The following is a 25,620-nucleotide window of genomic DNA, read 5'->3' on the forward strand; positions in this document are numbered from 1 at the left end:
AGGCACCGAGATCGCAGGCCGATCCCCATCGGTCAGGGAACCTCCCCAAGGAGAGCTGTATCCATGCCTGAGGATTCTCCTCGCGTTCTCGTCGTCGATGACGATCCGGACGTCGCCCTGCTCGTCAAGACCGTGCTCGAGCGGCGGGCGGGCTGCATCGTCGATGTCGCGGAAGACGGTCAGGTCGCCGTCGAGCGTGTCGGCGCTCAGCGCCCCGACGTCGTCGTGACCGACATCGAGATGCCGGGGCTGAGCGGCCTGGAGTTGCTGGCCGAGCTGCGTCGAACGGTTCCGACCGTGCCCGTGCTGGTGATGACGGCCCACGTCTCCGTCGAGTACGCGGTCTCCGCGCTGCGTGCGCAGGCGGACGAGTTCCTCACGAAACCGCTCGACAACGCCAAACTCGTCGAGTCCGTCACCCGGCTGATCGAGGAGGGGCGTCGGCGCCGGGAGGGGGCCCGCCAACCGGAACGGGTGCTCGCGATCGGCGCGCACCCCGATGACGTGGAGATCGGCGTCGGCGGACTTCTCGCGGCCCACGCCAGGGCGGGCGACGAGATCACGATCCTCACCCTCTCCCGCGGTGCCAGAGGCGGTGACGCCGACAGCCGACAGGACGAGTCGCTGGCCGCGGCCGAGTTGCTCGGCGCCCGGCTCTTCCTCAAGGACCTCGTCGACACCGAGATCCCCGGCGGCGGATCGACCGTGCGCCTCATCGAAGAGGTGGTGCAGGAGATCCGCCCCACCATCGTCTACACGCATTCGGGTCACGACAGACACCAGGATCACCGGGCCGTGAGTGAGGCCACGATCGTGGCCACCCGGCGCGTCGGCACGGTCGCCTGCTACCAGAGCCCCTCGTCGACGATCGACTTCCGCCCCACGCGGTTCGTGCGGATCGACCAGTACCTGGACGAGAAGCTCCGGCTCCTGGAGAGCTTCCACTCGCAGACCGCGAGCCGGGAGTACCTCGCACCCGAGTTCGTCACGGCGACCGCACGATACTGGTCGCGGTTCGGGGGTGGGACAGCCGTCGAACCCCTCGAGGTCGTGCGTGAGACGGCGGAGTTCATCGGTGCCCACGAACTCAGCCGACGGGAGAGCTGATGACGACGCGCGTACTGGTGACCGGCGCGGGAGGTCCGGCAGGTGTGGCCGTGATCCGCTCCCTCCTCCGCCGAGCCGATCTGACCGTGTTCGCCGCCGACATGGACGGATGGGCGAGCGGCATCTATCTGGTGCCCCCGGCGCAGCGTCGTCTGGTGCCACCGGGGCGGGACGTGGACTTCGTGCCGGCCATCGCGCGGATGGTCGAAGCCGACGCCCTCGACCTCGTGATCTCCACGGTGGATGTCGAGCTCATCGCCCTCGCCGGACGACGGGACGAGCTGGCCCCCGCGGTCCTGGCCGCCCCCTCGGCGGACACGTTGAACACCGCGCTCGACAAGCTCGCCCTCGCCGAGCGATGCGCCCCGACCGGTCGCACGCCCCGCACAGTCCTCGCCGGCCCCGAGGCGGAGGCCGTCGACTGGGAGTTCCCGGTCTTCGCCAAGCCTCGCCAGGGTGCGGGAAGCCGTGGCGTCCGACTCGTGCCGGATCGTGCCGCTCTCGAGGCGCTGCCCACGGACGAAGGCCTGATCGTGCAGGACTTCCTTCCAGGGGAGGAGTACTCGGTCGACGTCATCGCCGATGCTGCGGGTGCTGTGGTCGCCGCCGTGCCGCGCACCCGTGCCAGGGTCGACTCGGGGGTCGCGATCGCCGGACGCACCGTGCGTGACCCCGAGCTCGAGGAGACCGCCGCGTCGATCGCGCGGGCCATCGGACTCGTGGGCGTCGCGAACGTGCAGCTGCGTCGTGACCGCACCGGTCGTGCCGTGCTGCTCGAGGTCAACCCGCGCTTCCCGGGGGCGCTGCCGCTCACGATCGCGGCCGGGGTCGACATCCCGTCGCTCGTCGCGGATCTGTTCCTGGGGCGTGAGCTGCCGGTGAACATCCCGTTCCGTGAGGTCGCTTCGGTGCGCTTCCTGGAAGACGTGATCGTCGAGGTCGAGGACGTGCTGGTCTCCGACCACGCGGGGCACCAGGAGGAGCTGTGAGCCACCCCCTGCTTCGCGGCGATCACCACGTCCATTCGACGTTCTCCGACGACGCCGTCTCGACGCTCTCCGAGAACGTCGAGGCCGCGGCGGCGGCGGGTCTGAGCACGGTGCGGTTGGTCGACCATGTGCGTGAGAGCACCACCTGGGTGCCCGAGTACCTCTCCGCCGTGCGCGCTCTCCGGGTGCCGGACGGGCTCGTGGTGCTCACCGGTGTGGAAGCGAAGATCCTCGACAGCTCCGGATCCCTCGACATCCCGGCTCTGCCGGACGGCATCGACCGGATCCTGATCGCCGACCATCAGTACCCCGGTGTCGACGGTCCGCTCGGCCCGTCCGTCGTGCGCGAGCGGATCGCCGCAGGGTGGGCGGTGGACGATGTGCTCGACCAGCTCGTGAACGCCCTGATCGCCGCGATGCGCCGGTACCCGGGGAACCAGCTCGCGCACTGCTTCTCCCTTCTGCCCAAGATCGGGCTGTCCGAGCAGGATCTCGGGGCGGAGCGGACGCAGGCCTGGGCACGCGCCGCCGTCGAGACCGGGACACGGGTGGAGGTCAACGAGAAATGGGCGTGCCCCGGGCCTGAAGCGCTGTCGGCCCTGCGACGGGCGGGTGGAGAGCTCGTCGCCTCCACGGACAGTCATGAAGCGGCGGATGTCGGCCGATACTCCCGTGTGATCCCACTGCTCGACGCGATCGAGGCCTCCTCATGACGGATCTGACCTGGCTCCAGACGGTGCTCGTCGTCGTCCTCCTGCTCTGTGTGCTGGTCGGCACGCTGCCCGTCGTCAACACGGGATTGCAGTTCCTCGTGCTGCCACTGCACGCGTTCCGCAACCACTACGGCAAAGCGGCCCCGTATCACCCGAACGTCGCGGTCATCATCCCGGCATGGAACGAGGGGCTCGTCATCGGCCCCGCCATCGAACGGCTGCTCCAGCTGGAGTACCCCGGCGAGCGACTGAGGATCTTCGTCGTCGACGATGCGTCCACGGACGACACGCCCACCATCGTCGCCGCGAAGGCGGCATCACATCCTGGACGCGTCGTGCACCTGCGGCGCGAGAAGGGCGGCGAAGGCAAGGCCCACACGCTCAACCACGGACTCGAGGTCGCGCTCGCGGACGAGTGGACCGAAGCCGTGCTCATCATGGATGCGGACGTCATCTTCGCACGCGACTCCCTCCGCAAGCTCAGCCGGCATCTCGCCGACGACGACGTCGGTGCCGCGACCGCATACATCGCCGAGGGCAGTCGCGACCGCAACTACCTCACGCGCTTCATCGCGATCGAGTACGTGATCGGGCAGCTCTCCGCGCGCCGGGTGCAGAACGTCGGCGGCGCGATCGCGTGCCTGGCCGGCGGGGCGCAGCTGCATTCCCGCGCGAACCTCGAGGCGATCGGCGGACGCATCCCGACGGGGACCCTCGCAGAAGACACCATGACCACGTTCGAAGGTCAGCTCAAGGGGCGGCGCATGGTCTTCGAGCCGCACGCCGTCGTGCTGGCCGAAGAGCCGCGGACGATCGACAGCCTGTGGAAGCAGCGCCTGCGCTGGGCGCGGGGCAACGTGCAGCTGACATCGATCTACCGGAAGCTGTGGTTCCGTCCGAGCCCCACCCATCGCCTGGGGAGCTTCTCATTCGGTCTGGCCTGGTTCACGATCCTGCTGCTGCCGGCGTTCATGCTCCTCGCCGCGGCGGGAATGCTCGCGCTGCTGGTCCTGCACAGCGACATCGCCGAGTTCGTGTTCCGCTTCATGTGGATCTCGGCGGCCTGCATCTATCTCTTCTCGATACTCTTCTCCGTGCAACTCGACCCGCGAACGGGGAGGCATTCCTGGCGTGAGGCGATCATGTTCCCCGGGCTCGGGGCGCTCCTCCTCATGGCCATCGCCCTCTTCCCGTGGCTGTTCCAGGCGCTTCTGCAGGCGCTCGGCCAGCGCGCCACCGAGCAGACGTTGTTCACCTGGGCGGTGATCTTCTATCTGTGGGGTCCGATCTCGATGCTGGGGATCTGGCTCGCTCGCGCGGTGGAACCGCTCCCTGCCGGCCGCTTCTTCGCCGGCCTGCTCCTGTACATCTGCGGCTACGGGTCCCTGCTCTGCGCCATCACGGTGGATTCGTACATCAAAGAATGGCGTCGCGCCGACGCCTCCTGGATCAAGACCGAGAAGATCGGACGTGTGGACTCATGACCGCAGCACCGTCACACGACACCGAAGCGGAGGAGATCGCCGAGGATGCGCGCCGCGAGCGGCGACTGATCCCGCAGGCGATCATCGCTCTCGTCGTCGTCGTCGCCGTCGTCATCGTGCGAGAGCTGTTCCTTCGATGACCGGGAGGCCGTTGGCCCTGGTCGTGGAAGACGCCCCCGATCAGGCGGCGCTGCTGCGCCGCTATCTCGATCGCGAGGGCTTCGACGTGTTCATCGCCCGCGACGCCGAGTCGGCGATCGCCGCATTCGAAGAGATCGATCCGGTCCTGGCGGTGCTCGACCTGCTCCTGCCCGGGATCTCGGGGCAGGAATGCGCGCGTCTGGTACAGGACCGGTTCCCTCGCTGCTTCCTCGTGATCAGCTCGGTGCTCGACGCGGCCGACTACCCGCCGGCGGATGCGGCTCTGCCGAAGCCCATCACCGGGGCCGACCTGCACGCCATCGTGGAGCGGGTGGAGCGATGAGGGCCACGCCGCTCGACCGGGCCGAGAACCGGTGGTATCGGATCTTCGACGACCCGAGCCCGCTGCTCAAACAGGCGCCGACGGTCATCGCGGCCGTCCTCGCGGGGCTGCTCACCTGGTGGGTGCCGGACCTGCCGGTCACCCACGCCGCGTCGGCGATCGGTGGCATCGCTCTGGTCCTCGGGGCCACCGTCCTCGCCGCGGTGCTCACCGCGCGGCGGATCCACGACGGATGGGCGGTCCTGCTCATCCCGATCGTCGACATCATCGGCCTCGGCCTCTTCCGCACCGGTACCGGTGGCCCCGGCTCCCTCTTCTCCGCTCTCGTTCTCCTCCCCGTGGTGTGGCTGGCGGCGGCACCCGGCATCCGCTGGGTCTTCGTGGTCGCGGGCCTGACGTCTGTCGCGCTGCTCATGCCGTATCTCACCGATCCGCCCCACACCTCGACCGAGTGGCTCCGCGGCGTGGTGGCTCCCCTGGTGTTCGCCGCGGTGGCCGCGGTCATCAACCAGCTCGCCCGACAGCAGCGCCTCCGTGTCCAGCAGGCCGAGGAGCTGGTGGCCGAGCGCACCAAGGCGCTGTCGGAGAACGTCGCGATGATCGTGCAGCTGCGCGACAAGGAGCGCCAGTACCGCGAGCTCCTGGATTCGTTCGAGAGCCTGTGGTCGTCGATCACCGCCCAGGCCGTGATCGCGACGACGCGCGACGGTGTCGTGACGGCTTGGAACCCCGGGGCCGAGCGCCTGCTGGGGCTCTCGGCCGGTGAGGCGCTGAAAGATGTGCGCGTCGACCGCTTCTTCTCCACCGCTGTTTTGTCGATGCTGGCGGCGGAGCATGCCGACCGCCTGCAGCCATCCGACGACCGTCGCTCGGACGAAGACGAGCTCTCGCCGGGGATCCAGGCCCTGTTCGCGCAGGCCGATGCAGGACTCACGGTCGACGGCGACATCGAGGTGACGACCGCGGGCGGCACGACCGTTCCCGCCCGCGTGACCGTGAGCCCCCACAAGGACGGCGCCGGTGCGCAGCAGGGCTACCTGTTCGTGCTCACCGACGAGACCAGGGCGGTCGAGGTCGCCCGGATGAAAGACGAGTTCGTCGGGATGATCTCGCACGAGCTGCGCACCCCGCTCAGCGCGATCATCGGATTCCTCGATCTGCTCCAGAACGATCCCGGTCAGCCGCTCACCGGCGACCAGCAGGAGTTCGTGTCCATCATCGAGCGCAATGCGCAGCGCCTGCTCAACCTCGTCGGCGACCTCCTCTTCACCGCACAGGTGGAATCCGGGCGGTTCCCGCTCGATCGCGAGGAGGCCGATGTCGCCGAGCTCGTCCGTTCGGCGGTGGTGTCGGCGGGCCCGCACGCGCAACGAGAGGGTATCGAGATCGACGCCGAGGTCGGCCCTGACCCGGTCCGCCTCGTGGTCGACTCCGGAAGGATCGGCCAGGCGCTCGACAACCTCCTCTCCAACGCCATCAAGTTCACGCCGAGCGGTGGTCGGGTCACGGCGCGGGTGCGCCTGGTGGACGGGGGAGTGGAGCTCTCGGTCAGGGACACCGGGGTGGGGATCCCCGAGAACGAGCAGGGGATGCTGTTCACGCGCTTCTTCCGCGCGTCGACCGCGACACGCAACGCCGTACCGGGGGTGGGGCTCGGACTCACGATCACGCGAGCGATCGTCCTGGCGCACGGCGGCACCATGGACGTCACGAGTCAGGAGGGCGTCGGCACCGAGTTCCGGTTCGTCCTCCCCGTCGCCCCTCGCACCGAAGCGCTCACGGGCCTGGGTCACGTCGACTGACGCGGCCGGCCGCGGTTCGTGCCCGGCCGCTCGCGCTGATAGCCTGGTCGGCTCGGCACATGCGGGGCGGAAGGACGGCCACGCACCGTGGGCTACATCGATGTCTCCAGCGTCTCACTGACGCTCCCCGACGGCAGACCGCTTCTCGACGAGGTGACGTTCCGTGTCGGTTCCGGGTCGACGAGCGCGCTCATCGGCCCCAACGGCGCGGGCAAGACGACGTTGCTGCGCATCATCCGCGGCGATCAGTCCGCCGATGACGGGGTCGTGACGATCGAGGGCGGCCTGGGCGTCATGGACCAGTTCGTCGGTCACGGCGAGGCCGGGGAGACGGTCCACCAACTCCTCGTGCGCGTCGCGCCCGCGCGCATCCGTACCGCGGCCGAGACGCTCGAAGCTGCGGAGAACGCGCTGATCGAGCGCGACGAGCACGACACTCAGATGGCGTATGCGTCGGCGATCGCCGAATACGCCGATGCCGGTGGATACGAGCACGAGACCGTCTGGGATCAGTGCACGGTCGCGGCGCTCGGGGTGCCGTTCGAGCGGGCGCGGTTCCGCGAGCTCACGACGCTGTCCGGGGGCGAGCAGAAGCGGCTCGCACTCGAAGCGCTGCTGCGCGGACCCGACGAGGTGCTGCTGCTCGATGAGCCGGACAACTACCTCGACGTCCCGACGAAGCGCTGGCTCGAGGAGCAGCTGCGGGCGACGCCGAAGACCGTGCTGCTCGTGTCGCACGACCGGGAACTCCTGGCGCGCGCGATCGATCGGCTGATCACGCTCGAGCCCGGTGGCGCGGGTGCCACGGCCTGGGTCCACGGCGGTGGATTCGGTACCTATCCGCAGGCGCGGGCGGACCGGATGGAGCGGCTCGACGAACTGCGTCGTCGCTGGGATGAGCAGCACGAGAAGCTGCGCACCCTCGTCGCGAACCTCAAGGTGAAGGCGTCGGCGAACGACGGCTTCGCGTCTCGGTACCAGGCGGCGCAGACGCGGTTGCGGAAGTTCGAAGAGGCGGGTCCGCCCGAGGAGCGCCCGCCCGCGCAGGATTTCGACATGCGCCTGCGGGGAGCGCGCACGGGCAAGCGCGCCGTGGTGGTGCAGCGCCTGGAGCTGACCGGGCTGATGCGGCCGTTCGACACGGAGATCTGGTACGGCGATCGCGTCGCCGTGCTCGGCTCGAACGGGTCGGGCAAGTCCCACTTCCTGCGCTTGCTCGCGCGTGGTGGCAGCGACCCCGACACCACGCTCGGTCACGTCACCTCGTCGGGGGAGCAGCTGAGCGTGGTCGAGCATACCGGCGCAGCGACGCTCGGAGCGCGGGTCGTGCCCGGTCTGTTCGCGCAGACGCACGCGCATCCGGAGTTCGTCGGACGCACGCTCCTCGACATCCTGCACCGGGGTGACGATCGTCGCACCGGGATGCCACGCGATGCCGCGAGCTCGGCGCTCGACCGTTATGGGCTCGTGCGTCAGGCCCTGCAGACTTTCGACTCGCTGTCCGGTGGACAGCAGGCACGTTTCCAAGTCTTGTTGCTCGAGCTCTCCGGGGCGACGCTGCTGCTCCTGGACGAGCCGACCGACAACCTCGACCTGGAATCGGCCGAGGCACTGGAACAGGCACTCGCGCGATTCGAGGGCACGGTGCTGGCCGTGACACACGATCGATGGTTCGCCCGATCGTTCGACCGGTTCCTGGTGTTCGGCTCGGGCGGGGACGTGTACGAGTCCGACGAACCGGTCTGGGATGAGCGCCGCGTGGCCCGCGCCCGCTGACGATACGGAGGCAGTGCGACTTCCTCATCGTCGGCTTCCAGATGGATCCGACCTTGGGTCGTCCGGAGAGGAACGCGCCGACGCAGACGGTGGTCGAGCGCTACATCCAGTTGCGTGGCTGCCAGTACGTCGACGAGATCGTGCCGACCCTGTCGTCTCGGTCGTGGTCGACCATCAGGAGCCGGGCCGCGTGCGTCCGCCCGAGCCGACCCCCGCTCCCGGGTAGGCTGGACGGGTGACCATGGAGATCGAGCTCGGCCGAGGAAAGCGCGCACGTCGCGCGTACACGTTCGACGACATCGCGGTGGTGCCATCGCGGCGCACGCGCAACCCGGAGGACGTGTCGACCGCATGGACGATCGACGCCTTCGGCTTCGACATCCCGGTGCTGGGAGCGCCGATGGACTCGGTCGTGAGCCCGCAGACGGCGATCATGCTCGGACAGCTCGGCGGGCTCGGCGTCCTCGACCTCGAGGGTCTGTGGACGCGTTATGAAGACCCGGAGCCGCTGCTGGCGGAGATCGCCGGACTCGACGAGGGCGAGGCCACCGTCCGGATGCAGCAGCTGTACTCGGAGCCGATCAAGCCCGAGCTCATCACCCGCCGACTCGCCGAGATCCGCGAGTCCGGCGTCACGGTCGCCGGTTCGCTGACGCCGCAGCGCACCCAGGAGTACTACGACACGGTCGCCGCAGCGGGCGTCGACCTGTTCGTGATCCGCGGCACCACCGTGTCTGCCGAGCACGTCTCGAGCGTCGCGGAGCCCCTCAACCTCAAGAAGTTCATCTACGACCTCGACGTCCCCGTCATCGTCGGTGGCGCGGCGACCTACACCGCGGCCCTCCACCTCATGCGCACGGGCGCAGCAGGTGTGCTCGTCGGTTTCGGCGGCGGGGCGGCATCCACGACGCGTGCCACTCTCGGCATCCACGCGCCGATGGCGACCGCGGTCTCCGATGTCGCCGCGGCTCGCCGCGACTACCTCGACGAGTCCGGGGGCCGCTACGTCCACGTGATCGCCGATGGGGGCGTCGGCACCTCCGGCGACATCGTCAAGGCGCTCGCCATGGGGGCGGACGCCGTCATGCTCGGTGTCGCGCTCGCTCGGGCCACCGATGCGCCCGGCCGCGGCTTCCACTGGGGTCCCGAAGCCCACCACTCGAAGCTGCCGCGAGGCCGTCGTGTCGAGGTCGGGGGAATCGGCACGCTCGAGGAGATCCTCTACGGCCCGGCCCCGGTCGCCGACGGCACCGCGAACCTCATCGGCGCGCTGCGCAAGTCGATGGCGACCACCGGATACTCCGACCTCAAGGAGTTCCAGCGGGTCGAGGTCGTGCTCGCGCCGTACGAGGCCTGAGGCACAGCGCTCGACCGTGACGACTCCTGCTCTGTTCCCCCCGACCCTCCGCGAGGTCATGCTCCGGGGGCGCTGGATCGGGGTGCTGCTGCTGTGCCTCCTCGTCGCCGGGGTGTTCGCCTGGCTCGGCCAGTGGCAGTTGGAACGCGCGATCGACACCGATCCGCCTCCCGCCGGCCAGACCGAGCAGGTGCAGCAGCTCACCGATGTCGTCGAGCCGGGTGAATACCTCCCCGAGCCGCTCGTGGGCCAGCGCGTCGAGACCTCGGGGCGCTGGATCCCCGAGGACTTCATCGTCGTGTCGAGCCGTTTCAACGACGATGTCCCGGGGTACTGGGTGACCGGACAGCTGCGGGTCGCAGAGCGCACGTCGATCGCCGTCGCGATCGGGTGGACCCCCGATCGGGAGACCGCGGATGCGGCCGTGCGAGAGCTCGAAGCCGACGCGGACGGGTCAGAGGTCGAGGTGACCGGTCGGTTGATCTCGGACGAAGGACCCCGTGTCCCCCCGCACTCCGCTCCCGAGCAGTTGGACCGGATGTCGCCCGCCGCCCTGCTCAGCCGATGGCACGACATCGAGCAGCTTCACGTGTACCGTCCCTACCTCGCCTCGACCACGGCGTCCGCGGGGCTGGTCGACATCTCGTCGCCCGCACCCGAGGAGATGTCGCCGGTCAACTGGCTGAACGTCTTCTACGCGGTCGAGTGGGCCATCTTCGCGGGCTTCGCCTTCTACCTCTGGTATCGCCTGGCGAAGGATGCCTGGGAGCGTGAGGTCGAGGAGTTCGAAGACGCGCTCGGTCGGGAAACCACCTGATCATCGCGCGCATCCGCGCGCTCGACGGTGCGCAATTGTGTGCTCCCGTGCGGCGATAGCGACCTTCGTCAGGGGTCCCTCGGGCCATCCGGTGAGCGCTCGGTGACGAATCGGGAAACTCCGTTGAGGATGTCCTGACCGCTCCGTATGCTCGCACCATGTGAGCGCGCTGGGAGTTTCCCCTGTGTGCCGTGACAGTCCTGAGAAGTGTCGAACCCGACCGAGGAGACAGCACCGATGATGTCCGCCCCAGACGAGAGGAACCGCATGGTTCCGGTCTCGCACCGTAGAAGTCGGGGGCGCATCGGCGCTCTCGCCGTGACCTGCGTCGCCGCGCTGAGCTTCGGCTCGCTGGCCGCCGTTCCCGCCGCAGCCGACACCACGGGCACGGGGGTGGTGATCAACGAGGCGTATCTCTCCGGCGGCAGCGCGGGGGCGGCCTTCAAGAACAAGTTCGTCGAGCTCTACAACCCGACGTCCGCCGCGATCACCCTCGATGGCATGTCGCTGCAGTACCGGTCCGCCAGCGGCACAGGCGCCTTCAACGGTGTGGCCGCGCTCACCGGGGAGATCCCCGCCGGCGGCTACTACCTGGTGCAGGGCAACAGCAACGGCGCGAACGGTGCCGAGCTCCCCACGCCCGATGCCGTCACCACCCTCACTCCGAGCGGCACCAACGGCACACTCGCCCTCGTCGAGGGCACCGCCGCCGTCACTCTCACGCCGGGTTCGACGGTGGGTGTGGACGGTGTGGTCGACCTGCTCGGCTACGGCTCGTCGAACACCTTCGAGACGAAGGCGGCCACGGCGCCGTCGGGGAACACCGACGTCAAGTCGTTGAACCGCACGGGCGCTGTCGACACCGACGACAACAGCGCGGACTTCACACTCTCTGCGACGATCACCCCGCAGGGCTCCGGCGGCACCGACCCCGGAACAGACCCGGGTGAGGATCCGATCGCGGCGACGATCGCCGAGGTCCAGGGCACGACCGATGTCTCCCCGCTGAACGGCCAGACGGTCGAGGTCGAGGGCGTCGTCACGGCGGACTACCGCACGGGCGGCTACAAGGGCATCGTCATCCAGACCCAGGGCTCCGGCGGAGCGACGGATGCCACGCCGGGCGCCTCGGACGGGGTGTTCGTCTTCCTGAACGCGCTGTCCCCGACACTCGAGATCGGCGACCTCGTCTCGGTGACCGGTGCGGTGAGCGAGTACTTCGGGCAGACCCAGATCACCCCGGCCGCGGCCGGTGACGTCGCGGTGCTGACCGCGGGAGTCGGCGTCCCCGCCGTCACACCGCTGCCGGACTCGGTGCGCGGTGCCGATCGGGAGCAGTACGAGAACATGTACGTGGCACCGGAGGGAAGCTACCGCCTGGCCTCCAGCCACCAGCTGTACAACTACGGAACGCTCTGGCTGAACGCCGGTGAAGACCTCGCGGTGAAGAGCACGGAGACCACGCGCCCCGGCGACGAGGCCACCGCGATCGCCGCGGCCAACCGCGCTAACCGCATCCTCCTGGATGACGGCTGGTCGATCCAGGTCACGAACAGCGGCCACCCCGGCGAGCAGCCGTACTTCACGAAGGACACCGTCGTCCGCAACGGCGACGTCGTGGACTTCAGCGACAACGGCTACGTGCTGCAGTGGGGGTTCGACGACTGGCGTCTGCAGCCGGTCGTGCCGATCGACGATTCCTCGTCGGCCGACCTCAAGGTCGGATTCGAGGCGACGAACCCGCGGACCGCGTCGGCTCCGGAGGTCGGCGGTGACGTCCAGGTGGCCTCGTTCAACGTCTACAACTACTTCACGACGCTGAAGAGCGAGAACTCGAACGCCCGGGGTGCGGCGAACGCCGCGCAGTTCGCGATCCAGAAGTCGAAGATCGTCGCGGCGATCAACGGCCTGGACGCCGAGATCGTCTCCCTCATGGAGATCGAGAACTCCGTGAAGCTGGGCAAGCCGATCGACTCGGCGCTCAAGGATCTGGTCGCCGGCCTCAACGACGACGCGGGCGCCGAGGTATGGGACTACGTGCCCACGCCCGACGCGCTGAACGACGCGGCCACCACCGACTACATCACGAACGCCATCATCTACAAGAAGGATGCCGTCACGACGGTGGGCGACAGTGCCACCGTCACGGATGAGAGCGTGTGGGGCAACGCCCGCGAGCCCATCGCCCAGGCGTTCGACATCGACGGCCGTGTGGTCACGGTCGTGGCCAACCACCTGAAGTCGAAGTCGCCGCCCCAGGGCGCGGGCGCCGAGCCGGCCGACGGGCAGGGCTTCTTCAACGCCGACCGCGTCGCGCAGGCGAACGCGATCCTCGCCTTCACGGAAGACCTGGAGGAGACGACGGGCAGCGGCGACATGCTGCTGATCGGCGATTTCAACGCCTACAGCGAGGAGGACCCGATCGACGTGTTCACCTCGAAGGGGTGGAGCGACCTGGTCGCCGACACGGCATCGGGGCAGTACACGTACACGTTCGACGGTGAGCTCGGTTCCCTCGACCACGTGATCGCGTCGCCGTCGCTGGCCTCGTCGATCACGGGCGCCGGAGTCTGGGGCATCAACTCTCCGGAGTGGAGCGACCGCGGCTACGCGTTCGGCGCCACCGAGGAGGGCACCCCGTACCGCTCCAGCGACCACGACCCCATCATCGTCGGCGTCTCCGCGGAGATCCCGCCGGTGAGCATCGACGTCGTCACGGTCAACGACTTCCACGGAAGGATCGAAGCCGACGGCGCCGCCGCGGGAGCCGCGGTGCTGGCAGGGGCTGTGAAGCAGTTCCGTGAGGCGAACCCGAACACGATCTTCGCCGGTGCCGGCGACCTGATCGGCGCCTCGACGTTCACCTCATTCATCAACGACGACAACCCGACGATCGACGCCCTCAACGCGGCCGGTCTCGACGTCAGCGCAGCGGGTAACCACGAGTTCGACCAGGGCTGGGAGGACCTGCGCGATCGGGTGCAGGACCGCGCGGACTGGGAGTACATCGCCTCGAACGTGTTCGTCACCGAGACCGGTGAGCCGGCGCTCGCCCCCGCCTGGGTCAAGGAGCTCGACGGTGTGAAGGTCGGCTTCATCGGCGCCGTCACCGAGGACCTCGACTCGCTCGTCTCGCCGGAGGGCATCGCGGACCTCGAAGTCCGGAGCATCGCCGATTCCGTGAACGCGGTGGCCGACGACCTGCGCGACGGCGACGAGTCCAACGGTGAGGCGGATGTCATCATCCTGCTCGTGCATGAGGGCGCTTCCAGCGTCGAGCTGTCGAGCATCACCCCGGATTCGCCGCTCGGCGAGATCGTGTACGGGGTCGATGAAGACGTCGACGCCATCGTGTCGGCCCACACCCACCTCGCCTACAACCACGTGATCGACGGCCGTCCGGTCGTCTCCGCGGGGCAGTACGGCGAGAACCTGGGCCTGATGAACATCCAGGTCGACGCCACCACGAAGGACCTGATCTCGATCACCAACGAGATCAAGCCCCTGACTGAGGCCGGCAAGCCGCTCTATCCGGCAGTGCCGGAGGTGCAGACGATCGTCGACAAGGCGAAGGCCGAGGCCGATGTCCTGGGAGCGATCAAGGTCGGCGACATCACGGCGGACTTCAACCGTGCGCGTCAGACCAACGGCTCGGAGAACCGCGGTGGAGAGTCCACCATCGGCAACTTCGTCGCCGACGTGCAGCAGTCGTCCACCGGCGCCGACCTGGCTCTCATGAACCCGGGCGGCATCCGCGCGAACCTCACGTACGCGTCCTCCGGAGCATCCGATCCCGACGGCAACGTCACCTACCGAGAAGCGGCGACGGTCCAGCCGTTCGCCAACACGCTCGTGACGCTCACGCTCACGGGTGCGCAGCTGAAGAGCGTGCTCGAGGAGCAGTGGCAGCCGGCGGGTTCGGCACGTCCGTTCCTGAAGCTCGGGGTCTCGAAGGGGCTGGTCTACACGTACGACCCCGCAGCGGCACAGGGTTCGCGGATCACCTCGATGACGCTCGACGGCACGCCGGTGGATCCTGCGGCGGACTACACGGTCGCGGCCAACTCGTTCCTCGCTGCGGGAGGAGACAATTTCTCCACCTTCAAGGAGGGCACGGGCAAGCGCGACACCGGCAAGATCGACCTGCAGTCGATGGTCGACTGGTTCGACGCGAACAAGACCGCCAGCCCCGATTACGCCCAGCGCGCGGTCGGTGTGTCGGTCAGCCCGGCGGACGCCGACGGGTACAGCGCCGGTGACCAGGTCACGGTGTCGCTCTCGTCGCTGGCGTTCAGCGCGGGTGAGCCGGCTCCAGGAGAGGTGTCGCTCTCGCTGGGAGACACCGTCCTGGCGACGGGTGCGGTGGATCCGACGATCGTCGACACCACGGATGAGGGCGGTCGTGCCGCTCTGACCTTCACGGTTCCGTCGGGTGTCTTCGGCGAACAGGTCCTGACCGTCGCGGTCGCCGGGACGGGGACCACCGCGCAGGTGCCGTTCACGATCGCCGGCGAGGAGGAGTTCGCGGGCACGATCGCCCTGGGCTCGTCCACGGTGTCGGCGGGCAAGAGCCTCAAGGTCACCGGCCAGGGGTACGAGCCCGGTGAGACGGTGACGATCGAGCTGCGCCCGAAGAAGGGCAAGCCGGTCGAGGTCGGCACGGTCCAGGTGTCCGCGGACGGCACCTTCAGCACGCAGGTGACGGTGCCGAAGAGCGCTCCCTCGGGCAAGTACACCGTCGCGGCGGCTCAGGCCGACGGCGACGAGGCGACCGCCACGGTCAAGGTCAACCGCGCCGGCGGCATCATCGGTGCGATCCTCGACTGGCTCTGGGAACTCCTCACCAGGTGGTTCTGATCCGGTAGTCGGATGACACGCACGAAGGCCGTCGGGAGTGCTCCCGGCGGCCTTCGTCGGTTCGTCGGTGCTCAGGCGGTCACCGTGACCGGAGCCCACACAAACCCGTCGGGGTCGACGGCCGTGCCGAGCGCGCCGTGGACCGTGAGCCGATGCGAGCCCGACCCGGCCGCCGGAACACCCGCATCCTTGGCGAGCGAGGCATACCGGTACAGGCCGAGGCCGATCGGGCTCGCGCCCGTGTCGAACTGCACGTAGCTGCGGCCGAAGCTCTTCGCGACCGCGACGCCGCGATCCGTATAGAAGTTCTTCGACGCGACCACATCCTTCGCGCCGAGCAGGAGGATCATCTCGTCGATCGTGCGGCTCGGGGGCGCAGTGTCCTTCTTCGCCGATGTCGCGACCTTCCAGATCGCGCCGTCCGGTGCCTGGATCGTGCCTCCGACACCCCAGAGGGACTTCGAGACGGGGCTGATCACGCGGGCGCCGGCGGTGACGGCCGCGTCCACGAGGGCGTGGACGTTCGCCGGCTGCGAGACGACGAGTGACAGCGTGTACCCGCGGAAGCCGGAGGTCTCGGCATCCGCGGTGCGGAGGCGCAGGCGGTCACCGAGGTCGAAGGCCTGCGTGTAGAACGAGCGGGCGGCGTCCACGTCCGGGACGTCGAGGGTGAGGGAATCGATCGTGGTGTTCATGCAGGAGACGCTACGGAGGCTCCGCGGGGGCCGCTTCTCGATTCCTGATCGATGTGCGGAGGCCGATGTCAGGGGGTCAGGACCTGCACGTCCGCCTGCGCGAGCGCAGTGGCGATGCGCGGGGGCGGGGGAGCGTCCGTGATCAGGTAGTCCGCGCGCTCGAGCAGGGCGATCTGGGCGAAGAACCGGCGTCCGAGCTTGGTGGAGTCCGCGAGGATCGCGGTGCGCTCGGCACGCTGGATCATCTCCGACATCATCGCGGCATCCCCGAGGTTCGAGGTCGAGTACCCCGCCTCGTCGACGGCACCGACCGCGATGAGAGCGAGATCGCAGCGGATGTCGACCTCGGGACCGCCCGGTGTCATCGTGAAGGTCACCGGTCCGGTCGTGGCCTGGGTGATCGAGCGCACAGCTCCGCCGAAGACGTAGAGATCGCGGAACGCCGAGGGGGAGAGCTCGCCGGGGATGCGCAGATTGTTCGTCGCGATCGTCAGGTCGTGGTGGTTGCGCAGGGCTCGTGCCACGGCGAGCGTCGTGGTGCCCGCATTCAGCATCACGACAGAGCCGTCCTCGACGAGGCCCGCGGCGACCCGGGCGATGCGCTCCTTCTCCTCGGTCTGCATGCGCAGTCGCACATCCAGGGCCCGATCCTTGAGCTGCCCGTTCGCTGCGCTGACCGCCCCGCCGTGGGTGCGGATCAGTACGCCTTCACGATCCAGTTGATCGAGGTCACGGCGGATCGTGTCGATCGAGACCGCGAAGTGCTCGGCCAGATCGCTCACCGTCACCTGGCCGGTCTGCTCGACGTACGTCGCGAGATCCGCCTTCCGTCCGGCGGGCAGTCGGCGTCGCTGTCCGGTTGCTGATGCGTCCATGCAGACATATTTAGCACAGGAACCCGAAGAACGCGGCAGACTCATGCACAAAACTGCACATCGACTTCCTGCGAGATATCGGCATCGACTCAACGATTCGCGCGATATTCGTCGTGATCGCGGGAAATCTGACGCTTGACGTTTCGGCAGATCACGGCATAACATGGCTCAAAACCGCATGAACAAGCATTGAAGCGCGTGATGCGGCACGATCTCAACGAGGAGAAGCGATGAGCACAGTGGGACGCGGGCAGCGACGAACCCGAAAGATCGTCGGCGCCGGAACTGCGGCGGTTGCCCTTCTGGCCCTGGCGGGTTGCGCGCCCGGCACGGACGGCGACAGCGGTGGCGAGGGCGGAGACGTCACGATCGAATTCGCGCAGTGGTGGGAGCCGGAGCTGCCCGACGGCGAGTTCCGGGCACTCATCGACCAGTTCGAAGAGGAGAACCCCGGTATCACTGTCGAGCTGGTCAGCGGTCCGTATGCATCGACCAAGGAACAGCTCTTCGCCGGCGCGGCCTCGGGCACGATGCCCGACGTCGTCGGCCTCGACGGTGCGTGGGTGAACGACTTCGCCTCCCAGGGCGTCATCGCCGACCTGAGCGCACTCATGGACGAGTACGACTACGACGACAGCGAACTGGCGAGCCAGATCCAGGTCGACGGCAGCACCTACATGATCCCGGTCGTGAACTTCGTCTACCCGATGTTCACGAACGACGATCTGCTCGCTCAGGCGGGTGTGACGGCTCCACCGTCCACGCGCAGCGAGTTCGCGGACGCGGCGTCGAAGGTCGCTGCGCTCGGCGGCGACGTGTCCGGCTGGGTGCTGCCGCTATCGCTGGAATCGCCGAACGGCGTGCAGAACGACGTCATGTCGTGGGTGTGGGCCTCGGGCGGTTCGATGCTGAAGGACGGGCAGCCCGACCTCACGAATGACGACGTCACCTCCGCCGTCGAGTACATCGGCGGGCTGTGGGACGACGGTGTCATCGCCTCGGGTTCCTTCACGATGAAGGAGCAGGACAAGGTGGAGGAGTTCACCAACGGTCGTGCGGGCATGATGATCGACTCGCTCGCGCACATCAACCTGATCCGTGAGACGAACCCCGACCTGAAGTTCTCGATCTCGGCGATTCCGGCCGAGGACGGCTATGACGGCGAACGCGGCATTCCCTACGCTTCGTGGGGCATCGGCGTGGCCGAGAACTCCGAGCACAAGGAAGCGGCCTTCAAGCTGGTGTCGTTCCTGATGAGCGAGCAGACCAACTCCGAGCTCTCCACGATGGCCAAGGCCTTCCCCGGGAACTCGACCTCGGTCCCGGACTTCGTCAACGACGATGAGCTCTTCAAGACGGCGTTCGACATCTACCAGGCGGGATACCCGGCGAACGAGTTCACGGGACTCCCGGTCGCGGAGGACCTGATGCGCCAGTTCGGCGAGCAGCTCCAGGCGGCGCTCGACGGGCAGCAGTCGATCCCCGACGCGCTCAAGAAGGCGCAGGCCTCCTGGGAAGCGGAGTTCTGAGCACCCGCCTCCCCGCCTGAACGGGGTGCCGCATCGCGGTCGCGATGCGGCACCCGACCAACCAAGGAGCTCGCGTTTCCATGAGTCTGAGAACGTCCGACGACACCGAGGTGATCGTCACCGGAGTCGCCCTCTCGCGGCGGCGACGGCAACTGCGCAAGACCACAGAGTCCTACGCCTTCCTCTCGCCGACGGTCATCCTGCTGTTCGTGCTGATGATCGTGCCGATCGTGATGGTGATCGGCTACTCGTTCCAGGACAACGTGATCCTGAACAAGTCGCCCGAGTTCGTCGGCGTCGCGAACTACGTCGAGATCCTCTCCGACCCGCGCTTCTGGAAGGCGACGGGCAACACCATCCTCTTCACGGTCACGAGCGTCGCCGCCCATCTCGTACTCGGGCTCGCCTTCGCGATGATGCTCAACAGTCCGCTGCTCGGGAGGGTCTCGCGGTCGCTCTTCCGGGCTCTGTACGTTCTCCCGTGGCTGTTCACCGTCGCCGTCATCGCCGTCCTCTGGCGCATGCTCCTCGCCCCCAACGGCGTGGTCAACTTCCTGCTCAACACCGACATCGAGTGGCTGGCCTCGCCGCAGCTCGCGCTGGGCACGATCATCTTCATCAACATCTGGGCCGGCTACCCGTTCTTCATGGTCAGTCTCCTGGCCGGGCTGCAGGGGGTTCCCGCCGATCTGCACGAAGCGGCACGCGTCGACGGCGCGAGCGCGGTGCAGCGCTTCTGGAACGTCACGATCCCGCAGCTGCGGCCCATCATCGTCAGTCTGGTGCTGCTCGACCTGATCTGGACCTCGCAGCAGTTCGCCCTCATCTGGATGACCACGGGCGGTGGCCCGATCGACGTCACCGAGGTGCTCAGCACCTTCACCTACAAGCTGGCCTTCGCCAAATACGACTTCTCGCTCGCGTCGACCTCGGCCGTGCTGGTCCTGCTCATGTCGATGGTGCTCGCCGTGTTCTACGTCCGTCACCAGAAAGCGAGGGACTGACCATGGCTCTCACCGCGCGCACCCAGCGTCGGGTCGGCAAGACCGGCCTCATGATCGGCCTCCTCATCGGTGCGGTCTTCGCCGCAGGGCCGGTGCTGTGGATGCTGTCCAGCTCGTTCAAGTCGAACACGCAGATCTTCGAGTTGCCGCCGCGTCTGGTCACCGACACGTTCTCCTTCGACGCCTACATCGCGATCTTCACGAACCCCGAGACGATGCGGTTCTTCCTGAACAGCTACATCGTCGCGGGCTCGGTCACCATCCTCACGCTGATCGTCGCGATCCAGGCCGCCTACGCGTTCAGCCGCTTCGAGTTCCGGGGCAAGCGCATCCTGAACGTGGTGATCGTGAGCGTGCAGGCCGTGCCGCCCATCACCCTGCTGATCCCGTACTTCGGGCTCATGGTCGCGCTGGGTCTCTACAACTCCTACGCCGGTCTGATCCTCACCTACATGGTCTTCACGCTGCCCTACGCGATCATCATGATGACGGGCTACTTCAACACGCTGCCGAAGGAGCTCGACGAGGCCGTGCGCGTGGACGGTGCCGGATCCATGACGGCACTCTGGCGCATCCTCGTGCCGATCTCGGTTCCAGGAATCGTCTCCGTCGGCATCTACACGTTCATGATCGCCTGGAACGAGTACCTGTTCGCGCTGACGCTCACGCGCACCATCGACATGCGCACGGTGCCCATCGGCATCCAGCTCCTCATGGGACAGCACTCCTACGAGTGGAACCAGATCATGGCCATGAGCGTGCTCGGCTCGATCCCCGTGCTCATCCTCTTCCTCTTCTTCCAGCGGTACTTCATCAGCGGCCTCACGGCCGGTTCCGTGAAGAGCTGACACTCGTCCCGTCCCGGGGCTCCGACCACCACGAAAACAGGAGAATCACGTGCTCTACACCGGCAAATCCATCCTCGATGTCGCGAACGCGAACAACTTCGCCATCCCCGCGTTCAACATCAGCGACTGGGCGATGTTCAACGGCGTCATGGACATCAGCGAGGAGAAGGCCGCTCCGGTCATCATCGCCATCCACCCCGACGAGGTCGCGCACATCACGACCGACCTGATCGCCGCGATGCACTCCCGCGCGCATCGATCGAGCGTGCCGGTCGCGATCCACTGGGACCACGGAGGCAGCTACGAGCAGATGATCACCGCCATCAAGGCCGGCTTCACCTCGGTCATGATCGACGCGTCGCTGCTGCCCTTCGAGGAGAACGTCGCCCTGACCCGCAAGGTCATCGAAGCCGCACACGCCGTCGGCATCCAGGTCGAGGGCGAACTGGGCACGATCGGCGCGAACGACAGCTACGGCGAGTCCGGCGCTGCCGAGATCATCTACACCAACCCCGCCGATGCCGTGCGCTTCGTCGAGGAGACCGGCGTCGACAGCCTCGCCATCGCGATCGGCACCTCGCACGGTCTGTACCCGGCGGAGAAGAACCCCGAGCTCCGTCACGACCTCCTGCAGGAGATCAAGGCCGCGGTCGGGATCCCGCTGGTGCTGCACGGCGGCTCGGCCAACCCCGACGCCGAGCTGCGTCGCGCGGTCGAGCTGGGCATCAACAAGATCAACATCTCCAGCGACATCAAGGTCTCGTACCACAACCGCATGCGCGAGATCCTCGGCACCGACGAGCGTCTGCGCGAGCCCAACGCGATCCAGCCGGAGCCGATCGCCGCGCTCAAGGCCACGGCGGCTGAGAAGATCGAGCTGTTCGGGGCGGACGGCAAGGCCGACCTGTACTGACCGGACGACGGACCTCGAAGGGGCGGGCGATCGACGGATGATCGATGCGAGAAGGCGGCAGCTCGTCCTGGGGCTCGGCGGCACGGTCGACTACGAGCTGCGGTGGGATGCGGCCGTGGTCGACCGGCTCGTCGCCGAGCACGGGGTGCGGCGCGCGGAACTGACCGAGACGACCTCCATCGTCGATGAACGGTCGCTGCTGATCGCGGTACTCGCCTTCGTGGGGACCGGGGCGGGAGCGGAGCGTTTCGTGGCGTCGTCCGCGGTCGTCGAGGCCTTCGCCGCGCACTTCCCCCACGAGGTGACCCTCGGGGGCACCGGAGTGCGGGCCGGTCTCGTCCTCGACGGTTTGGGCATCCCCAGCCTGCAGCACCTCGTCAGCATCGACGACACCGTGCGGCGCCTGCTGCCACCGGGGGTGTCCTTCGTGTGCTCCGCCACGCGGGACACGCTCGATCCGCACCTGATCGTGCAGTATCCCGCGGGTGCCCGTATCCGTCTTCCGGACGGCGACATCGTGGCCCCGAGCGCCAACCGGTTGATCTTCGCCAATGATCCTCCGAACCGGGACATGCGTCTGGCGGCGGAACTGGGCGACGAGCTGGCGTCGGCGTCGGCGTTCCTCATCTCCGGCTTCAACACGATGCAGGACGAGGACCTGCTCCGGCACCGGCTCGACACCCTGCAGCAGGCGATGCGCAGCCTCCCCTCCGACGCCCTGGTGTTCTACGAGGATGCCGGCTTCTACACACGGGCGTTCGCCGAGACCGTGCGCGAGCGGTTGCTGTCGCGCATCGACGTGTACAGCCTGAATGAGGATGAACTGCAGGAGTATCTGCGGCGCCGCGTGGATCTGCTCGATCCGGACGACGTGATCCTGGCGCTGGAGGAGATCCGCGCGCTCATCCCTGCGCCCGCCCTGGTGGTGCACACGCGGTACTGGGCACTCGCGGTCGGTGCTGAGGCAGCCCGGCACCGTGCGGCGCTGGAGAGTGCCGTACGCGTGGCCGCGACGCGATTCCGGCTCGGCGACGGCTTCACCGCGGTGCAGGTCGCCGAGACCGACGGAATGCCTCGACACGGTGCCGGCGCCGACCTCGTCCGCACGGTGGAGGCAGCGGTGCGCGATGCCGTGGGTGTTGCGGCCTTCGCACTCGACATCCCGAACCCGACCACGATCGGACTCGGCGACACCTTCGTCGGGGGATTCCTCGCCGTCCACGACCCGCAGGAAGAGCACCCGTGAAACCGATCCGACTCGCATCGAACCGCCCCGCGGAACGCTTCTACCGCGGGGGCGCACGCATCGCCGCCTTCCGCGGCGAGCCGGGGACCGCGCCGCGGGAACCCGAGGACTGGATCGGATCGACCACGACGATTCGGGGGGAGAGCACCCTCGGACTGACGACCCTCCCGGACGGGCGTCTCCTGCGCGAGGCGATCGCGGATGACCCCGTGTCCTGGCTCGGACGATCCCATGTCGAGCGCTGGGGGGATGACGCGCGTCTGCTCGTCAAGCTGCTCGACGCCGGGCAACGGCTGCCCGTGCACGCGCACCCGCATGATGGGTTCGCCGCTTCGCACCTCGGTCGCCCGCACGGCAAGGCGGAGGCCTGGTACATCCTCGAGGGCGGCACCGTGCACATCGGACTGCGCGAGGATGCATCGACGGAGGCGCTCGGTGAACTCGTCGCCCGGCAGGATGTGGTCGCCCTCCTCGGTCTGCTGCACGAGGTCGAGGTCGCGCCCGGTGATGTGGTGTGGGTGCCGCCGGGCGAGCTCCACGCGATCGGGGCCGGAGTGCTCCTGCTCGAACTCCAGCAACCCGAGGACCTGTCGATCCTCCTCGAATGGGAGGGTTTCGCGATCGACGGTGCTGTCGAAGGCCACCTCGGGCTGGGGTTCGACCTCGCCCTGAGCGCGGTGACGACGAAAGCGAGGAGCACTGCCGAGATCGAGGCGCTCGTGCACCCGGCGTCGCCGTCCGGCTTCGTGTTCCCCCGTGCCGCCGACGAGTACTTCCGCCTCGAACGGCTGCCGGTGCGCGGAGCCGCGGTGCTCGACCCCGGTTTCTCGATCGTGGTCGTCATCGACGGCGCCGTCGACCTCGCGGGACTGCCGCTGTCGGCAGGAGCGACGGTCCTGGTCCCCGCGGCAGCCGGACGACTCGAGGTGAGCGGTGCCGGAGAGCTCCTGATCGCGCGCCCGCCCGCGGCGTGAAGGGTGATCCGGCGACGGCTCAGGCCCCCATTGACGCCGACTAGACTGGACGCATGCCCGAACCGAAAGTCGCCAGCTTTCCGGCGATCCGCGGTGCCCTGAAGTTCTACCAGATCGCGTCGATCATCACCGGAGTCATGCTGCTCCTGCTGCTGACCGAGATGGTGCTGAAGTACACGCCGATCCACCTCGAGCTCTTCCTGGGCGGCTCCGGAGGACCGCTCTGGTTCGCCGGCGTGCTCGCCGGGCCCGACTGCCAGTGGTGGTCGCTCTTCGCCCCGATGACCAACTCCTGCGAGATGACCTCGTTGGGTGACGGGTTCAACCTGTCCCTGTTCATCCTCGTGGCGCACGGCTGGTTCTACGTCGTCTACCTGTTCGCGTGCTTCCGCATGTGGAGCCTGATGCGCTGGCGCTTCCCGCGCTTCATCATGCTCGCGCTCGGCGGTGTCGTGCCGCTGCTGTCGTTCTTCATGGAGGCGGTCGTCGCCCGTGAGGTCAAGACCTATCTCGCCACCCGAGAGGCCGCCGAGGCCTCCGCCCCCGCCCCGGAAGGTGTCCGTTGACCGAACAGTCCGAGACCCAGCAGCGTCCTGCGCTCGTCGTCGACTTCGGCGCGCAGTACGCGCAGCTGATCGCCCGCCGCGTCCGTGAGGCGGGCGTCTACAGCGAGATCGTGCCGCACACCGCCACGGCTGCCGAGATCGCCGCCAAGAACCCGGTCGCGATCATCCTCTCCGGCGGACCCTCGTCCGTGTACGAGGAGGGGGCGCCGCGCCTCGACCCCGCGGTCTTCGAGCTCGGTGTCCCGACTCTCGGCATCTGCTACGGCTTCCAGTACATGGCCCAGACCCTGGGCGGCGAGGTCGCCCACACCGGCCTGCGCGAGTACGGCGCCACCGATGCCGTCATCACCGGCGACGGTGGAACCCTGCTGGGCGGCCAGCCCGCGGAGCAGAACGTCTGGATGAGTCACGGCGACCAGGTCGCCAAGGCCCCCGAGGGCTTCGACGTGCTCGCCACGACCGAGGCCACCAAGGTCGCCGCGTTCGCACACGAGGAGCGCGGCTTCTACGGCGTGCAGTGGCACCCCGAGGTCAAGCACTCCGACCACGGCCAGCGCGTGCTCGAGAACTTCCTCCACAAGGGGGCGGGTCTGGCCTCCGACTGGAACAGCGGCAATGTGATCGCCGAGCAGATCGAGCGCATCCGTGAGCAGGTCGGCGATGCCCGCGTGATCTCCGCGCTCTCCGGTGGCGTCGACTCCGCGGTCTCCACCGCCCTCGTGCACAAGGCGATCGGCGACCAGCTGACCGCGGTCTTCGTCGACCACGGCCTCCTCCGCAAGGGCGAGCGCGAACAGGTCGAGAAGGACTACGTCGAATCGACGGGTGTGCGGCTGATCACGGTCGACGCGGCCGACACGTTCCTCGGCCACCTGAAGGGTGTGACCGACCCCGAGGAGAAGCGCAAGATCATCGGACGCGAGTTCATCCGCGCGTTCGAGAAGGTGCAGCTCGACCTCGTCGCCGAGGCCAAGGCATCGGGCGGCGCTCCGGTGAAGTTCCTCGTGCAGGGCACTCTCTACCCCGACGTCGTCGAGTCCGGCGGCGGAGCGGGGACCGCGAACATCAAGTCGCACCACAACGTGGGCGGCCTCCCCGACGACCTCGACTTCGAACTGATCGAGCCGTTGCGCGCGCTGTTCAAGGACGAGGTCCGGGCGATCGGCCGCGAACTCGGCATTCCCGAGGCCATCGTGGGGCGTCAGCCGTTTCCGGGGCCCGGTCTCGGTATCCGGATCATCGGTGAGGTCACCGCTGACCGTCTCGAGATTCTGCGTGAGGCCGACGCCATCGCCCGCGAAGAGCTGACGAAGGCCGGCCTCGACCAGGAGATCTGGCAGTGCCCGGTCGTGCTTCTCGCCGACGTGCGCTCGGTGGGTGTGCAGGGCGACGGTCGCACCTATGGCCACCCGATCGTGCTGCGTCCGGTGTCGAGCGAAGACGCCATGACCGCCGACTGGACGCGCCTGCCCTACGACGTGCTGTCGAAGATCTCGAACCGCATCACGAACGGCGTCCGTGACGTCAACCGCGTCGTGCTCGACGTCACGTCGAAGCCGCCGGGGACGATCGAGTGGGAGTAGG

At 68.1% G+C, this 25,620-nt stretch carries 21 protein-coding genes; 19 read left to right on the forward strand and 2 right to left on the reverse strand.

The annotated features are described in order from the left end of the window. Positions 1-63 precede the first annotated feature (63 nt). From FGL91_RS09435 to FGL91_RS09485, 11 genes are all read left to right on the forward strand, one after another. The gene (locus FGL91_RS09435; RefSeq protein ID WP_131492552.1) at positions 64-1,107 is read left to right on the forward strand and encodes a response regulator; all 1,044 of its coding nucleotides are present in this window, start codon (positions 64-66) and stop codon (positions 1,105-1,107) included. Beyond that, a complete protein-coding gene (locus tag FGL91_RS09440) occupies positions 1,107-2,096 on the forward strand; it encodes an ATP-grasp domain-containing protein (RefSeq protein WP_153243677.1) in 990 nt (329 codons plus the stop codon). Before FGL91_RS09435 ends, FGL91_RS09440 begins: the two co-directional genes overlap by 1 nt. Further along, on the forward strand, positions 2,093-2,809 hold the full coding sequence (locus tag FGL91_RS09445; protein ID WP_153243678.1) for a PHP domain-containing protein: 717 nt from the start codon (positions 2,093-2,095) through the stop codon (positions 2,807-2,809). The genes FGL91_RS09440 and FGL91_RS09445 overlap by 4 nt, the downstream gene beginning before the upstream one ends. Next, positions 2,806-4,293, forward strand: coding sequence for a glycosyltransferase family 2 protein (locus FGL91_RS09450; protein ID WP_153243679.1), 1,488 nt, complete (start codon positions 2,806-2,808; stop codon positions 4,291-4,293). Before FGL91_RS09445 ends, FGL91_RS09450 begins: the two co-directional genes overlap by 4 nt. After that, positions 4,290-4,433, forward strand: coding sequence for a hypothetical protein (locus FGL91_RS18920; RefSeq protein WP_165875444.1), 144 nt, complete (start codon positions 4,290-4,292; stop codon positions 4,431-4,433). The genes FGL91_RS09450 and FGL91_RS18920 overlap by 4 nt, the downstream gene beginning before the upstream one ends. Next, complete coding sequence (locus FGL91_RS09455) at positions 4,430-4,777, forward strand: response regulator (protein WP_153243680.1); 348 nt, start codon at positions 4,430-4,432, stop codon at positions 4,775-4,777. The genes FGL91_RS18920 and FGL91_RS09455 overlap by 4 nt, the downstream gene beginning before the upstream one ends. Then, entirely contained in the window at positions 4,774-6,579 is a 1,806-nt protein-coding gene (locus FGL91_RS09460) for an ATP-binding protein (protein WP_153243681.1), read from the forward strand. Before FGL91_RS09455 ends, FGL91_RS09460 begins: the two co-directional genes overlap by 4 nt. Before the next feature lie 87 nt (positions 6,580-6,666). Continuing rightward, a complete protein-coding gene (locus FGL91_RS09465; RefSeq protein WP_153243682.1) occupies positions 6,667-8,355 on the forward strand; it encodes an ABC-F family ATP-binding cassette domain-containing protein in 1,689 nt (562 codons plus the stop codon). A gap of 241 nt (positions 8,356-8,596) precedes the next feature. Next, complete coding sequence (locus FGL91_RS09475) at positions 8,597-9,712, forward strand: GuaB3 family IMP dehydrogenase-related protein (protein WP_047524178.1); 1,116 nt, start codon at positions 8,597-8,599, stop codon at positions 9,710-9,712. 58 nt (positions 9,713-9,770) lie between these two features. Then, on the forward strand, positions 9,771-10,529 hold the full coding sequence (locus FGL91_RS09480; RefSeq protein ID WP_153244714.1) for an SURF1 family protein: 759 nt from the start codon (positions 9,771-9,773) through the stop codon (positions 10,527-10,529). 267 nt (positions 10,530-10,796) lie between these two features. After that, the gene (locus tag FGL91_RS09485; protein ID WP_227991420.1) at positions 10,797-15,386 is read left to right on the forward strand and encodes an ExeM/NucH family extracellular endonuclease; all 4,590 of its coding nucleotides are present in this window, start codon (positions 10,797-10,799) and stop codon (positions 15,384-15,386) included. 71 nt (positions 15,387-15,457) lie between these two features. Here FGL91_RS09485 and FGL91_RS09490 read toward each other — a convergent pair whose 3' ends face one another. Together FGL91_RS09490 and FGL91_RS09495 are read right to left on the reverse strand one after the other, a co-directional pair. Next, the gene (locus FGL91_RS09490) at positions 15,458-16,081 is read right to left on the reverse strand and encodes a glyoxalase (protein WP_153243684.1); all 624 of its coding nucleotides are present in this window, start codon (positions 16,079-16,081) and stop codon (positions 15,458-15,460) included. A gap of 68 nt (positions 16,082-16,149) precedes the next feature. Further along, on the reverse strand, positions 16,150-16,956 hold the full coding sequence (locus FGL91_RS09495) for a DeoR/GlpR family DNA-binding transcription regulator (RefSeq protein WP_131492536.1): 807 nt from the start codon (positions 16,954-16,956) through the stop codon (positions 16,150-16,152). Positions 16,957-17,186: 230 nt separating this feature from the next. Here FGL91_RS09495 and FGL91_RS09500 point away from each other — a divergent pair, with 230 nt between their 5' ends. The 8 genes from FGL91_RS09500 to guaA all read left to right on the forward strand — a co-directional run bounded on the left by FGL91_RS09500 (position 17,187) and on the right by guaA (position 25,619). Beyond that, positions 17,187-18,485, forward strand: a complete 1,299-nt coding sequence (locus FGL91_RS09500; RefSeq protein WP_131492534.1) for an ABC transporter substrate-binding protein — start codon at positions 17,187-17,189, stop codon at positions 18,483-18,485. Between the two features lie 80 nt (positions 18,486-18,565). Beyond that, positions 18,566-19,489, forward strand: a complete 924-nt coding sequence (locus FGL91_RS09505; protein ID WP_131492533.1) for a carbohydrate ABC transporter permease — start codon at positions 18,566-18,568, stop codon at positions 19,487-19,489. Between the two features lie 2 nt (positions 19,490-19,491). Next, entirely contained in the window at positions 19,492-20,337 is an 846-nt protein-coding gene (locus FGL91_RS09510) for a carbohydrate ABC transporter permease (RefSeq protein ID WP_131492531.1), read from the forward strand. A gap of 49 nt (positions 20,338-20,386) precedes the next feature. Further along, the gene (locus tag FGL91_RS09515) at positions 20,387-21,250 is read left to right on the forward strand and encodes a ketose-bisphosphate aldolase (RefSeq protein WP_153243685.1); all 864 of its coding nucleotides are present in this window, start codon (positions 20,387-20,389) and stop codon (positions 21,248-21,250) included. Positions 21,251-21,287: 37 nt separating this feature from the next. Further along, on the forward strand, positions 21,288-22,496 hold the full coding sequence (locus FGL91_RS09520; RefSeq protein WP_153243686.1) for an ADP-dependent glucokinase/phosphofructokinase: 1,209 nt from the start codon (positions 21,288-21,290) through the stop codon (positions 22,494-22,496). Next, on the forward strand, positions 22,493-23,470 hold the full coding sequence (locus FGL91_RS09525; protein WP_153243687.1) for a class I mannose-6-phosphate isomerase: 978 nt from the start codon (positions 22,493-22,495) through the stop codon (positions 23,468-23,470). The genes FGL91_RS09520 and FGL91_RS09525 overlap by 4 nt, the downstream gene beginning before the upstream one ends. A gap of 53 nt (positions 23,471-23,523) precedes the next feature. Further along, positions 23,524-24,036, forward strand: a complete 513-nt coding sequence (locus FGL91_RS09530) for a DUF3817 domain-containing protein (RefSeq protein WP_047524182.1) — start codon at positions 23,524-23,526, stop codon at positions 24,034-24,036. Beyond that, positions 24,033-25,619 (forward strand): glutamine-hydrolyzing GMP synthase, encoded by a 1,587-nt coding sequence (gene guaA, locus FGL91_RS09535; RefSeq protein WP_153243688.1) that lies wholly within the window; start codon positions 24,033-24,035, stop codon positions 25,617-25,619. The genes FGL91_RS09530 and guaA overlap by 4 nt, the downstream gene beginning before the upstream one ends. Position 25,620: the final 1 nt, after the last annotated feature.

This window comes from Microbacterium sp. CBA3102 (assembly GCF_007954505.1).
GTDB classification, from domain to species: Bacteria; Actinomycetota; Actinomycetes; order Actinomycetales; family Microbacteriaceae; genus Microbacterium; species Microbacterium aurugineum.